Consider the following 13,554-nt stretch of genomic DNA (forward strand, 5'->3'; position numbering starts at 1 on the left):
GGGACGCGGACCATGGCTGACATGAACTACGACCTCATCGTCATCGGCGGCGGTCCGGGCGGCTATGTAGCGGCGATCCGCGCCGCCCAGCTCGGCCTCAGCACCGCGGTGGTGGAGCGTGAGAACCTCGGCGGCATCTGCCTCAACTGGGGCTGCATCCCGACCAAGGCGCTTCTGCGCTCCGCCGAGGTGCTGCGCAACGCCAAGCACGCCACGGAGTACGGGCTGGTCATCCAGAACCCGTCCTTCGACCTGGACAAGGTCGTCCAGCGGTCCCGCAAGGTGGCGGGGCAACTCAACGGCGGCGTCAAGCACCTGCTGAAGAAGAACAAGGTCGCCGTCATCGAGGGCGAGGCCAAGCTGCTCGGCAAGGGGCAGGTGGCCGTGACCAAGGGCGGTGCGGCGGTCGGCACCTTCGGGGCGAAGAACATCATCATCGCCACGGGCGCCCGCGCCCGCACCCTGCCGGGTCTGGAGGACGATGGCAACCTCGTCTGGACCTACCGCAAGGCGATGACCCCGAACACGACGCCGAAGTCGCTGCTGGTCATCGGCTCCGGCGCCATCGGCATCGAGTTCGCCAGCTTCTACAACGAGCTGGGGGCCAAGGTGACGGTGGTCGAGGTGATGGACCGCATCCTGCCGGTCGAGGACGAGGAAATCTCGGCCTTCGCCCGCAAGCAGTTCGAAAAGCAGGGCATGCGGATCATCACCAACGGCAAGGCCGGCAACCTGCGCAAGGGCGCCGACAGCGTGACGGTGGCGGTTGAGGCCAACGGCAAGACCGAGGACATCACGGTCGACCGCGTGATCCTCGCCGTCGGCATTTCGCCGAACACGGAAAACCTGGGCCTGGAGAACACCAAAGTCCAGACCGACCGCGGCCACATCAAGACCAACGCCAACTGCCAGACCGACGAGCCGGGCGTCTACGCCATCGGCGACGTGACGGGGGCTCCCTGGCTCGCCCACAAGGCCAGCCACGAGGGCGTGATCGCCGTCGAGCACATCGCCGGCAAGCACCCGCACGCGCTCGACGTCCGCAACATCCCGGGCTGCACCTACTCGCACCCGCAGATCGCGTCGGTCGGCCTGACCGAGAAGAAGGCGAAGGAGGCGGGCTACGAGGTCCGCGTCGGCCGCTTCCCCTTCATCGGCAACGGCAAGGCCATCGCGCTCGGCGAGGCGGACGGCATAGTGAAGACCGTGTTCGACGCGAAGACCGGCGAGCTGCTGGGCGCCCACATGGTCGGCGCCGAGGTGACGGAGCTGATCCAGGGCTACACGGTCGCCAAGACCATGGAGACCACCGAGCAGGAGCTGATGCAGACGGTGTTCCCGCATCCGACCCTGTCGGAAATGATGCACGAGTCGGTTCTTGATGCCTACGGCCGGGCCATCCACTTCTAAGTGGCGGGTCTGATCGGCGGTCGTTTTCTCCCTCGCCCTCCGGGGCGGGGGAGCAACGTTTGCGACTCCGTCATCATTTTGGCGGCGTTGTTTCGTCGCGGCCGATAATCAGACTTGACCGGTCGGTCATTCCGGCCTATCCGGCGGGACCGCGACCGCCGGCTTTGCGCCGTTCCCTGCGCCCCCCTCGTGCGGTTGGCGGCGCGTTACCGTTCAGCATCGGCGCTGCCACCGGGCAGCCCGTGGGAGCACTTCAGACCATGACCGTGGCCGATCACCCCGAGAAGCTTCGCCATCCCGAAAAGGCCCACAAGCCCGACAACCCGATCCAGCGCAAACCGGGCTGGATTCGCGTCAAGGCGCCGACCAGCCAGGAATACAACGAGACGCGCAACCTGATGCGCGGTCTCAAGCTCAACACCGTGTGCGAGGAAGCCGCCTGCCCGAACATCGGGGAGTGCTGGAAGCACAAGCACGCGACCTTCATGATTCTCGGGTCCGTCTGCACCCGCGGCTGCGCCTTCTGCAACGTCGGCACGGGGCGCCCGGACCAGCTCGATCCGCACGAGCCGGACAACGTGGGCGAGGCGGTGGCCCAGCTGAAGCTGAGCCACGTCGTCGTCACCTCGGTGGATCGCGACGACCTGGAGGACGGCGGGGCGGAGCATTTCGCCCGGACCATCCGCGCCATCCGCGCGGCGTCGCCCGACACGACCATCGAAATCCTGACCCCCGACTTCCAGAAGAAGAAGGGTGCGGTGGAGGTGGTGGTCGAGGCGAAGCCCGACGTCTTCAACCACAATCTGGAGACCGCCCCGCGCCTTTACCCGACGATCCGTCCGGGCGCGCGCTACTTCACGTCGCTGCAGCTTCTGGCGCGGGTGAAGGAGCTGGACCCGTCCATGTTCACCAAGTCCGGAATCATGGTCGGGCTGGGCGAGACGAAGGAGGAAGTCGGGCAGGTGATGGACGACCTGCGCGCCGCCGATGTTGACTTCATGACGATCGGCCAGTACCTCCAGCCGACACCCAAGCACGCGGCGGTGGACCGGTTCGTGACTCCGGAAGAATTCCAGAGCTACGCAACACTTGGCCGCGGCAAGGGTTTCCTGATGGTGGCCTCGACGCCGCTGACCCGCTCCAGCTATCACGCGGGGGCGGACTTCGCCAAGCTGCGGGAGGCTCGCCTCCGCAAGCTCGCGGCAACGGCGGGCTGAAGGGCGGCGGGCTGAGAGGCGGCCGAAAGAGAAACGGAGCGGGTATGCCGACGCACGCGGAAAAGAAGGTTCTTCCCTACACGCCGGAGCAGATGTACCGGCTGGTCGCCGATGTGGAGAAGTATCCGGAATTCCTGCCCTGGTGCCTCGCCGCCCGCATCCGCCGTCGCGAAGGCGACGTGATGTTCGCGGACCTCGTCATCGGCTTCAAGATGGTCCGCGAACGCTTCACCTCGCGGGTGGAGCTGGACGAGGCGAACCGCCGCATCAACGTCCAGTACACCGAGGGGCCGTTCCAGTACCTGAACAACCACTGGATCTTCACCCCGCACGAGGGCGGCGTCTGCGTGGATTTCTATGTGGACTTCGAGTTCCGCTCGAAGATGCTGCAGAAGATCATGGGCGTGCTGTTCAACGAGGCCGTGCGCCGCATGGTGCAGGCCTTCGAGACCCGCGCCGCCCAGCTCTACGGCGCCGGCGCCACCCGGCCGGCCGCGGCGCGGACCGCCTGAGGCCCGCTCCCTCTCAGCGAATCGCGGTTTCCGGGCGGGCCGTGCGCAGCCGCTCCAGCGCGGTCTGCACGGTCGCCAGCCGCACCGCCTCGCGGTCGCCCGGGAACGTGTATTCCTTGTGCTTGGCGGCGCCGCGGCGGACCGCCGTGGCGATGTAGACCCGCCCGACCGGCTTCTCCGGCGTTCCACCGCCGGGGCCGGCGACTCCGGTCACCGCCACAGTCACGTCGGCCTTCGACTTCGCCAGGGCGCCCACCGCCATGGCCACCGCCACCTCCGGGCTGACCGCGCCGTGGGCGTAGATCAGGCTGGGTGGCACGCCGAGCATCTCGGACTTGGCGACGTTGGAATAGGTGACGAATCCGCGGTCCACCACCTTGGACGAGCCGGCGATGTCGGTCAGCGCTCCCGCGATGAGGCCGCCCGTGCAGGATTCGGCGGTCGCCAGGGTGTAGCCGGCCAACTCGTACTCGGCGAGCAGCTTGGCGGCGAGTTCGCGGATGTGATCGGGAAACATGCGGGTCCCTTTCGTCGTCGTTCAAGATCCCCTCTCCCGGAGGGGAGGGGGCTGAGAAGACCTATCCCGGTAGGCGGACCGTCGCCATCGCCTGCGCCGCGATGCCCTCGCCGCGCCCGGTGAAGCCCAGCCGCTCCGTCGTCGTCGCCTTCACGCTGACCCGGTCCACCGGCATGCCCAGAATTTCGGCAACACGCGCGGTCATCGCCTCGCGGTGCGGGCCGACCTTCGGGCGCTCGCAGATGATCGTCACGTCGACATGGGCGATCCGCCCGCCGCGCGCCGTCACCAGCTCCGCCGCGTGTTTCAGGAACAGCGCGCTGTCGGCGCCGCGCCATTGCGGGTCGCTGGGCGGGAAATGGCTGCCGATGTCCCCGGCGCAGAGCGCGCCCAGGATGGCGTCGGTGAGTGCGTGCAGCCCGACGTCGGCGTCCGAATGGCCTTCCAGCCGGTGCGTGTGCGGCACCCGCACACCGCAGAGCGTGACGTGGTCGCCCTCGGCGAAGCGGTGCACATCGAATCCCGATCCGGTGCGGATGTCCGACAGGGCGGCGTCGAGCGCCCGGGCGGCGCGGGTCAGGTCGTCGGGGGTGGTCACCTTGAAATTCTCCTCACTGGCGGGGACCAGAGCGACCGGCAGCCCGGCGCGTTCGGCGACCGCTGCGTCGTCGGTCAGTTCCAGCCCGGCGGCGGCGCGGTGCGCGGCCAGGATGTCGGGAAAGCGGAAGCCCTGCGGGGTCTGGGCGCGCCACAGGCCGCCGCGGTCCACCGTGCCGGCCACCAGCCCGTCCGTGCCGCGCTTCAGCGTATCGATGACCGGAACGGCGGCCAGCGCCGCGGGGTGGGTGCCCAGCGCGGCGATCACCGCGTCGATGGTTTCGGAATCGATCAGCGGGCGGGCCGCGTCGTGGATCAGCACGAGGTCCGGCGCCGACTCGGCCAGCGCCTCCAGCCCGTTGCGCACCGAATCCTGGCGGGACGCCCCGCCGGCAACCGGCTCGGGCAGGTCGAGCCCCGCGACCGCCGCATCGTAGAGATCGCGAAACGCGGGATTGATGACGACGCGCACCGCGCTCACCTTGGGGTGGCGCCGGAAAGCCTCGACCGTGCGCCGCAGAACGGGCCGGCCGGCCAAGTCGAGATATTGCTTGGGCCGCTCGGCGCCGAACCGCTGGCCGGTCCCGGCGGCGACGATCAGGGCGATGCAGGAAGACGCGTTCAAGGAAGACGCGTTCAAGGAAGACATGGGGCGTTTCCCCGCCGTTTGGGCTATGGTATCCGCGCTTGACGGGCCGTCCGCGTGACGCTTACGTCATGGCGGCCGAACGCCCCGGAGCCTAGCCGCTCGCCGGCGTTCCGCCAAGGGCTTCAGAGACTTGTCCGACAGCGACTTTGGGTTTCCGCAGAGAAGGGCACGGGTCCGCCGCATGTCGCAGAACATCGTGTACAGCCTGACCGCGCTCGTGGCGCTGCTGCCGGCGTCCATCTACCCGTACCACCGGATCGCGGGGCAGGGGGCGGACGGGCGGTCCGCCTATTTCTGGGGCGCCCTGGCGCTGGGATTCGCCGGGCCGGCGGCCTGGGCGCTGACCCAGGTGGCGGGACGCTGGCACACCGGCCTGTCCACGGCGCTGTGGGTGACCATTGCCGCCTGCATGCTGCTGTTCATGGCGATGAGCGCGGTGACCCGGTCGGCGTGGCGGCTGTCGCCGCTGCTGCTGCCCTATCTGCTGACCGTCGGTGCCTTCGCGACGCTGGCCCAGCAGGCACCGGCGCCGGTGCTGCGCGGCGGGGCGCCGGGCATCTGGATCGACCTACACATCGCGGTGTCGGTCATCACCTACGCGCTGCTGACCATGGCCGCGGTGGCGTCGCTCGCCGCCTTCCTGCAGGAGCGGGCGCTGAAATCGAAACGCCCAACTCCGTTGACCCGCTTCCTGCCCCCGGTGGCGGAAAGCGAGCGCATGCAACTCCATCTGCTCGCCGCGTCGGAGGCGGTGCTGGGCGCCGGTCTCGCCACGGGAATGGCGGTGCTCTATTACGAAACCGGCGCGCCGCTGCGCCCCGACCACAAGACGCTTCTGTCGGTCGCCAGCTTCGTCGTCATCGGCGGGTTGCTGCTGGCCCATGCCCGCACCGGCGTGCGCGGACGGATGGCGGCGCGTCTCGTGCTGATCGCCTATCTGCTGCTGACCCTCGCCTATCCGGGCGTCAAATTCGTCACCGACGTTCTGATCGGCTAACCCCGCCGCATGACAGCCACCGCGGCGCTCGCGGGATGTGCGCTTGCAACATGCCGAAACGCTGTGCTACCCTGCACAAATTCTCATCATATCGCTAATGTGCCCATCATGTGGGCAGGTGAACATGGCCATTCAAATCGGCACCATCTCGCTTGAGGGTCCGGTGATCCTCGCCCCTATGTCCGGCGTCACGGACCTGCCGTTCCGGCGGCTGGTAAAACAGTCCGGCTGCGGGCTGGTCGTGTCCGAGATGGTCGCGAGCCAGGCGATGATCCGCGAAAACCGCCAGACCCTGCGCATGGTCGAATGCGAGCCGGAGCAGTTCCCCATGGCGGTCCAGCTCGCCGGCTGCGAGCCCGAGGTGATGGCCGAGGCGGCGAAGCTGAACGAGGACCGCGGAGCGGCCGTCGTCGACATCAACTTCGGCTGCCCGGTGAAGAAGGTGGTCAACGGCCACGCCGGTTCCTCCCTGATGCGCGACGAGGCGCTCGCCGCCCGCATCCTGGAGGCCACGGTGAAGGCCGTTTCCATCCCGGTGACGCTGAAGATGCGCAAGGGATGGGACGACAACAGCCTGAACGCCCCCCAGCTGGCCCGCATTGCGGAGGAGTGCGGGATCAAGCTGGTCACCGTCCACGGCCGCACCCGCGAGCAGTTCTACACCGGCACCGCCGACTGGTCCTTCATCCGCTCCGTGAAGGAGGCGGTGTCGATCCCGGTGGTGGTCAATGGCGACATCACCTCCTTCGACGCCGTGGACCGCGCGCTCGCCGAGTCCGGCGCCGACGGGGTGATGATCGGGCGCGGCGCCTACGGGCGGCCCTGGTTCCCCGCCCAGGTGATGCATTACATCCGCACCGGCGAGCGGTTGCCCGACCCGCCGCTCCAAGAGCAGCTCGACACGCTGCTGGAGCATTACGACGCCATGCTGACCCATTACGGCGTCGAGGGCGGGCTGCGCGTCGCCCGCAAGCACATCTCCTGGTACTCCACGGGCCTGCGCGACTCCGCCGAATTCCGCTCGGAGGTCAACCGCATGTCCGATCCCGAACGAGTGCGCGGCTTCATCCGCGACTTCTACGCCCCGGCGATCGAAAGGATGGCTGCCTGATGGCCCGTGCATCTGCCGCTGCTCCACTGCCCCGCCGCCCGACGCGGCCCCGTGCGCCCTCCGGTTCCTATCGTCCCGTCCGCTCCAGCATCGACCCGTCCATCATGTTGAACGCCCTTCCGGACCCCGTGCTGGTCGTCGATGGCGCCGGCGACATCCGCTACGTGAATCTGGAGGCGCAGGAATTCTTCGGCCTGTCCGCCGCCATGATGGAAGGCATGCCCCTGGCGGAGCTGCTGCCACCCAACAGCCCGGTCAGCCAGCTGATCGAGCAGGTGCAGCAGGGCCGCCATCGCGCCTCCCAGGAAGGTGTCGTCATCGACACGCCGCGCATCGGTCCGCACCACGTCACCGTGCGGGTCACCGCGCTGGGCGAGCCGGCCGACCATGTTCTGCTGACGGTCAACGAGCGCACGCTGGCCCGAAAGATCGACAACTCGCTGACCCACCGCAACGCCGCCCGCTCGGTCACCGCCATGGCGTCGATGCTGGGGCACGAGGTGAAGAACCCGCTGTCGGGAATCCGCGGCGCCGCTCAGCTCCTGGAGGAGAACTGCAGCGAGTCCGACCGGGTGCTGACACGGCTGATCTGCGACGAGGCCGACCGCATCGTCGCCCTGGTCAACCGGATGGAGGTGTTTTCCGACCAGCGGCCTCTGGAGCGGGACGCCGTGAACATCCACACCGTCCTGGAGCACGTCCGGAAGGTGGCCCAGAGCGGCTTCGCGCGGAACATCCGCTTCATCGAGCGGTACGACCCGTCCCTGCCGCCGGTCTACGGCAACCGCGACCAGCTTATCCAGATTTTCCTCAACCTGATTAAAAATGCGGCAGAAGCTGCACCGGAATCGGGCGGCGAGATCATACTCAGCACATCTTATCAGCATGGCGTCCGCATGGCCCTGCCCGGCGGCGACACCCGTCTGCATCTGCCGTTGCTGGTGTCCGTTCAGGATAATGGGGACGGCATACCCGACGACCTGCGGTCCAACCTGTTCGATGCGTTCATTACGACGAAGGTCAATGGGACTGGCCTGGGGCTTGCATTGGTAGCCAAAATCGTCGGCGATCACGGCGGCGTCATCGAGTTTGACAGCCAGCCGCGCCGCACCGTCTTCAAGGTTTCGCTACCCATGTTCGATGAAGCGCAGATGAGCGGCGATCCGGCACCGGCCAGAGGCATCCGAGGGACCATCGGATGAGTGCAGCCACGATCCTGGTCGCGGACGACGACCGCGCCATCCGCACCGTCCTGACCCAGGCGCTCGCCCGTCTCGGGCACGAGGTCCGGACCACCGGCAACGCCTCCACGCTCTGGCGCTGGGTGGCGGACGGGCAGGGCGACCTCATCATCACCGACGTGGTGATGCCCGACGAGAACGGGCTGGACCTGATCCCGCGGATCAAGAAGATCCGGCCGGACCTGCGCATCATCGTGATGAGCGCCCAGAACACGCTGATCACCGCCGTGAAGGCGGCGGAGCGCGGCGCCTTCGAGTATCTGCCCAAGCCCTTCGACCTGAAGGAGCTGGTCTCGGTCGTCGAGCGGGCGCTGAACTCCAACACCCCGCCGGCTCCGCTGCCGGCCGACGCCGGGGAGGCGGACGAGCAGCTTCCCCTGATCGGCCGCTCGCCGGCGATGCAGGAGATCTACCGCGTCCTTGCCCGTTTGATGGGCACCGACCTGACGGTGACGATCACCGGCGAGTCGGGCACCGGCAAGGAGCTGGTGGCGCGGGCGCTGCACGATTACGGCAAGCGGCGCAACGGGCCCTTCGTCGCCATCAACATGGCGGCCATCCCGCGCGAGCTGATCGAATCCGAACTGTTCGGCCACGAGAAGGGCGCCTTCACCGGGGCGACCAACCGCTCCACCGGCCGCTTCGAGCAGGCCCAGGGCGGCACGCTGTTCCTCGATGAGATCGGCGACATGCCGCTGGAGGCGCAGACCCGCCTGCTGCGCGTCCTGCAGGAGGGCGAGTACACCACGGTCGGCGGGCGTACGCCCATCAAGACGGACGTACGCATCGTCGCGGCCACCCACCGCGACCTGCGCACCCTGATCCGCCAGGGCCTGTTCCGCGAGGACCTGTTCTACCGCCTGTGCGTCGTTCCCATCCGCCTGCCGCCGCTGCGCGAGCGTACGGAGGACGTGCCGCTCCTGGTCCGCCACTTCCTGAACCAGTGTTCGGCCCAGGGGCTGCCGGTGAAGAGCATCGACCAGCCCGCCATGGACCGGTTGAAGCGCTACCGCTGGCCGGGCAACGTGCGCGAGCTGGAGAATCTGGTTCGCCGCCTCGCCGCGCTTTATTCGCAGGAGGTCATCGGGTTGGACGTGGTGGAGGCGGAGCTTGCCGACGCCACACCAGCCGCCCAGCCGGTGGAGGAGCCGCAGGGGGAAGGGCTGTCCGCCGCCGTGGAGCGGCATTTGAAGGACTATTTCGCCGCGCACAAGGACGGCATGCCGTCGAACGGCCTGTATGACCGGGTGCTGCGCGAGGTGGAACGGCCGCTGATCTCGCTCAGCCTCTCGGCCACGCGGGGCAACCAGATCAAGGCGGCGCAACTGCTCGGTCTCAACCGCAACACGCTGCGCAAGAAGATCCGCGATCTCGACATCCAGGTGGTTCGCGGGTTGAAGTGATCCGGCGCCCGGCGGGTCGGCCGGGCGTCGCTCCCTTCCCACAGCGTGTTCTTTTTGCGACAGGCATCCGGTGCCTCTGTCCTTCGCAATGCTCCTTCGGGACTGTGCGAAAGGCAGAGGGGTTGCCGCTTGGCAGGACGGCAACAGCTCGTGTATCATTCTGGCAACAGACTGGTTGCCGGATTGATGTCGCCCACACCCCCTGAGACCGCAACGCCGCTTTGGCAGCAGTTCCTTCGCTGGGCAACCCGGATCGGGTTGGCGAAGCGGCTTGCCTTCGCGCTGTCGTTGGCCGCCCTGGTGGCCGGCTTCGCGACCTACACGGCGCTGACGGAGAGCGCGCCGTTCGGGGAAACCAACCCGCGCACCGTCACGTGGCTGCTCACCCTCGATCTGGCGCTTCTGCTGCTGCTCGGCGTGCTGATCGCCCGGCGCATCGTCTATCTGTGGATCGGACGGCGGCGCGGCCTCGCCGGGTCGCAGATGCATGTGCGGCTGGTCGCGGTGTTCAGCCTGCTCGCCGTCGCGCCGGCCATCATCATGGCCATTTTTTCCACGGTCTTCTTCTATGTCGGCGTGCAGTCCTGGTTCAGCGAACGGGTGCGCACCGCGGTCAACGAATCGCTGGCCGTCGCCAGCGCCTATCTGCACGAGCACCAGCAGAACATCCGCGCCGACGCGCTCGCCATGGCGAACGACCTGAATCAGGAGGCGGCGCGCCTCGCCAGCGATCCGGAGCGGTTCGAGCAGGTGGTCGCCACCCAGGCGATGCTGCGCGCCCTGTCGGAGGCGATCGTCTTCAACGGGACGACCGGCGCCATCGTCGCGCGCTCCGGCTACACCTTCGCCCTGGAGTTCGATCCGATCCCTGACGACAAGCTCGCCACCGCCCGCCGCGGCGAGGTGGCGATGATCGTCAGCGAGAACGACGACCGCGTGCGGGCCCTGGTCCGGCTCGACCGCTTCGCCGACACCTATCTCTATGTCGGCCGCATGGTCGAGCCGCGCGTGCTGTCGCACATGGCCTCGGCGGAAGGGGCGGTGCGGGAGTTCGGGGCGCTGGAAAGCCAGCGCGGCAGCCTGCAGATCACCTTCACCCTGATCTTCCTCGTCGTGGCGCTTCTCCTGCTGCTGGCCGCGGTGTGGGCGGGGCTGATCTTCGCGACGCGGCTGGCGCGGCCGATCAGCGCCCTGATCGGCGCTGCGGAGCGCGTGCGCGCCGGCGACCTGACCGTCCGCGTCACCGAACCGCCGGGCGAGGACGAGCTTGGCCTGCTGTCGCGCGCCTTCAACCGCATGACGACCGAGATCGAAAGCCAGCGGCACGAACTCCTCTCCGCCAACCGCTTGATCGACGAGCGCCGCCGCTTCACCGAGACCGTGTTGGGCGGCGTGTCGGCAGGCGTGATCGGGTTGGACGCCGAAGGGCGCATCACCCTGCCGAACTTCTCGGCCGCGCGTCTGCTGGGCGTCGAGGACGCGGAAAGCCTGATCGGGATGCGGCTGGCCGAGCTGTCGCCCGAGATGGGGGAGCTTCTCGACCACGCGCCCGGCCGCCCCGGCCGGGTGGTGCAGGACCAGATCCAGATCCGCCGCCCCGGCACGACGCCGCTGACCCTGCTCGTCCGCATCTCCACCGAAGGGCGGGGCAGCGGGGAGATTCGCGGTTATGTCGTGACCTTCGACGACATCACCGAGCTGGTTTCCGCCCAGCGCAAGGCGGCCTGGGCCGACGTCGCCCGCCGCATCGCCCACGAGATCAAGAACCCGCTGACGCCGATCCAGCTCTCCGCCGAGCGGTTGCGCCGCAAGTACCTGAAGGAGATCACCAGCGACACCGAGGTCTTCACCATGTGCACGGACACCATCGTCCGGCAGGTGGACGACATCCGGCGGATGGTGGACGAGTTCTCGGCCTTCGCGCGCATGCCGCAGCCGGTGATGAAGCCCTGCAACCTCAACGACCTCGTCCGGCAGGCGGTTTTCCTGCAGTCCAGCGCGCACGCCGGCAAGATCAAGTTCGACATGGCGCTTCCCCAGGGGCCGCTGACCGTGCCCTGCGACAGCCGCCAGATCAGCCAGGCGCTGACCAACCTTCTGCAGAACGCCGCGGACGCCATCGAGGGGCGCCCGCCGCCCGCCGATGGAACGGAACCGCCGCCCGGCCATGTCGCCATCCGGGTCGAGGCCGATGCCGAGCGCATCGCCGTGATCGTCGAGGACAACGGCAAGGGCCTGCCGACCGAGGAGCGCGACCGGCTGACCGAACCCTATGTGACCACGCGCGCCAAAGGCACGGGGCTGGGGTTGGCAATCGTCAAGAAGATCATGGAGGACCATGGCGGCGTGCTGACCCTGGAGGACCGCGAAGGCGGCGGGGCGCGCGTCGGTCTGGTCATCCCCAACACGTCCACCAGCTCCGGCACGGCCGCGGGCGACGTCCCCGGCGGCGTTGGCACGCCGGCGGAGAGCGGTGAAGAGAAGAGGCACGCAGCCCATGGCGCATGACATTCTGATCGTCGACGACGAAGCGGACATCCGGATGCTGATCGCCGGCATCCTGAACGACGAAGGTATGAAGACGCGCGAGGCCGCCGACGCCGACCAGGCGTTCGCCCAGGTGTCCGCGCGCCGGCCGAGCCTCGTGGTTCTGGACATCTGGCTGCAGGGAAGCCGGCTGGACGGGCTTCAGATCCTCGAGCAGCTGATGCGCGACCACCGGAACCTGCCGGTCATCATGATCTCGGGCCACGGCAACATTGAGACCGCCGTTTCGGCGATCAAGATCGGCGCCTACGACTTCATCGAAAAGCCCTTCAAGGCCGACCGGCTGCTGTTGATGGTGGACCGCGCCATCGAGGCGGCCCGGCTGAAGCGCGAGAACGAGGAGCTGAAGCTGCGCGCCGGCGGCGAGGTGGAGCTGGTCGGCCGGTCCACCGCCGTCAACCACGTCCGCCAGAGCATCGAGAAGGTCGCGCCCACCGGAAGCCGCGTCCTCATCACCGGCCCCGCCGGTTCCGGCAAGGAGGTGGTGGCCCGCCTGATCCACGCGCGCTCGCGCCGGGCCGGCGGCCCCTTCGTCGGGCTGAACTGCGCCACCATGCGCCCCGACCGGCTGGAGATGGAGCTGTTCGGGACGGAGGCCGGGGTGGACGGCGGCGGGCGCAAGATCGGCACCTTCGAACAGGCGCACGGCGGCACGCTGCTGCTCGACGAGGTGGCCGACATGCCTCTGGAAACCCAGGGCAAGATCGTCCGCGCCCTGCAGGAACAGGTCTTCGAGCGGGTCGGCGGCGGCCAGCGGGTCGAGGTGGACGTGCGCGTCGTCGCCACCTCCAACCGCGACCTCCAGGCGGAGATCGACCAGGGCCGCTTCCGCCAGGACCTGTTCTACCGGCTGGCCGTCGTTCCGATCCGCGTGCCCTCGCTGGCCGAGCGGCGCGAGGACATTCCGCTGCTGGCCCGCCATTTCATGCAGCGCTCCGCCGAAGCCGCCGGCCTGCCGATCCGGGAATTCGGCGAGGACGCCATGGCGGCGCTCCAGGCCTACGACTGGCCGGGCAACGTGCGCCAGCTGCGCAACGTGGTCGACTGGCTGCTCATCATGGCGCAGGGCGACCCCAAGGAGCCGATCCGCGCCGACCAGCTTCCGCCGGAGATTGGCGCCATCACCCCCACTGTCCTGAAATGGGACAAGGGGGGCGAGATCATGGGACTGCCGCTCCGCGAGGCCCGCGAGGTGTTCGAGCGCGAGTATCTGCTGGCCCAGGTGACCCGCTTCGGCGGCAACATTTCCCGCACCGCCTCCTTCGTTGGGATGGAGCGCTCCGCCCTGCACCGGAAGCTGAAATCGCTCGGCGTGCACGGCAGCGAAAAGGGCAAACTGTTCGTCGAGTGAGC

The 13,554-nt window shown here is 68.4% G+C and carries 11 protein-coding genes; 9 read left to right on the plus strand and 2 right to left on the minus strand.

Going from position 1 to position 13,554, the window contains the following annotated elements; genetic code table 11:
- Nucleotides 1-12: 12 nt before the first annotated feature.
- The 3 genes from lpdA to ABVN73_RS16970 all read left to right on the plus strand — a co-directional run bounded on the left by lpdA (nucleotide 13) and on the right by ABVN73_RS16970 (nucleotide 3,139).
- A complete protein-coding gene (gene lpdA, locus ABVN73_RS16960) occupies nucleotides 13-1,410 on the plus strand; it encodes a dihydrolipoyl dehydrogenase (protein ID WP_353860781.1) in 1,398 nt (465 codons plus the stop codon).
- A gap of 260 nt (nucleotides 1,411-1,670) precedes the next feature.
- Nucleotides 1,671-2,627 carry a lipoyl synthase gene (lipA, locus tag ABVN73_RS16965; RefSeq protein ID WP_137116308.1) on the plus strand — a complete coding sequence of 319 codons (957 nt, stop codon included), beginning with the start codon at nucleotides 1,671-1,673 and terminating at the stop codon, nucleotides 2,625-2,627.
- A gap of 44 nt (nucleotides 2,628-2,671) precedes the next feature.
- Complete coding sequence (locus tag ABVN73_RS16970) at nucleotides 2,672-3,139, plus strand: type II toxin-antitoxin system RatA family toxin (protein WP_353860782.1); 468 nt, start codon at nucleotides 2,672-2,674, stop codon at nucleotides 3,137-3,139.
- A gap of 13 nt (nucleotides 3,140-3,152) precedes the next feature.
- Here the strand turns inward: ABVN73_RS16970 and ABVN73_RS16975 are convergent, their stop codons facing one another.
- Both ABVN73_RS16975 and ABVN73_RS16980 read right to left on the minus strand, forming a co-directional pair.
- Entirely contained in the window at nucleotides 3,153-3,656 is a 504-nt protein-coding gene (locus ABVN73_RS16975) for a CinA family protein (protein ID WP_145700164.1), read from the minus strand.
- Between the two features lie 61 nt (nucleotides 3,657-3,717).
- The gene (locus ABVN73_RS16980) at nucleotides 3,718-4,902 is read right to left on the minus strand and encodes a bifunctional 2-C-methyl-D-erythritol 4-phosphate cytidylyltransferase/2-C-methyl-D-erythritol 2,4-cyclodiphosphate synthase (protein ID WP_353860783.1); all 1,185 of its coding nucleotides are present in this window, start codon (nucleotides 4,900-4,902) and stop codon (nucleotides 3,718-3,720) included.
- Between the two features lie 181 nt (nucleotides 4,903-5,083).
- On the opposite strand from ABVN73_RS16980, the gene ccsA reads away from it, so the two are divergent.
- The 6 genes from ccsA (at nucleotide 5,084) to ABVN73_RS17010 (ending at nucleotide 13,552) form a co-directional block, all read left to right on the plus strand.
- On the plus strand, nucleotides 5,084-5,899 hold the full coding sequence (gene ccsA / locus ABVN73_RS16985) for a cytochrome c biogenesis protein CcsA (protein ID WP_353860784.1): 816 nt from the start codon (nucleotides 5,084-5,086) through the stop codon (nucleotides 5,897-5,899).
- A gap of 124 nt (nucleotides 5,900-6,023) precedes the next feature.
- Entirely contained in the window at nucleotides 6,024-7,010 is a 987-nt protein-coding gene (dusB, locus tag ABVN73_RS16990; protein ID WP_353860785.1) for a tRNA dihydrouridine synthase DusB, read from the plus strand.
- Nucleotides 7,010-8,212, plus strand: a complete 1,203-nt coding sequence (locus tag ABVN73_RS16995; protein ID WP_353860786.1) for an ATP-binding protein — start codon at nucleotides 7,010-7,012, stop codon at nucleotides 8,210-8,212. The genes dusB and ABVN73_RS16995 overlap by 1 nt, the downstream gene beginning before the upstream one ends.
- Complete coding sequence (gene ntrC, locus ABVN73_RS17000) at nucleotides 8,209-9,654, plus strand: nitrogen regulation protein NR(I) (RefSeq protein ID WP_353860787.1); 1,446 nt, start codon at nucleotides 8,209-8,211, stop codon at nucleotides 9,652-9,654. The genes ABVN73_RS16995 and ntrC overlap by 4 nt, the downstream gene beginning before the upstream one ends.
- Nucleotides 9,655-9,912: 258 nt before the next feature.
- The gene (locus ABVN73_RS17005) at nucleotides 9,913-12,162 is read left to right on the plus strand and encodes a PAS domain-containing sensor histidine kinase (protein WP_353860788.1); all 2,250 of its coding nucleotides are present in this window, start codon (nucleotides 9,913-9,915) and stop codon (nucleotides 12,160-12,162) included.
- A complete protein-coding gene (locus ABVN73_RS17010; RefSeq protein WP_353860789.1) occupies nucleotides 12,152-13,552 on the plus strand; it encodes a sigma-54 dependent transcriptional regulator in 1,401 nt (466 codons plus the stop codon). Before ABVN73_RS17005 ends, ABVN73_RS17010 begins: the two co-directional genes overlap by 11 nt.
- The last annotated feature ends 2 nt before the right edge of the window (nucleotides 13,553-13,554 follow it).

This window comes from Azospirillum formosense, from assembly GCF_040500525.1.
GTDB classification, from domain to species: Bacteria; Pseudomonadota; Alphaproteobacteria; order Azospirillales; family Azospirillaceae; genus Azospirillum; species Azospirillum formosense_A.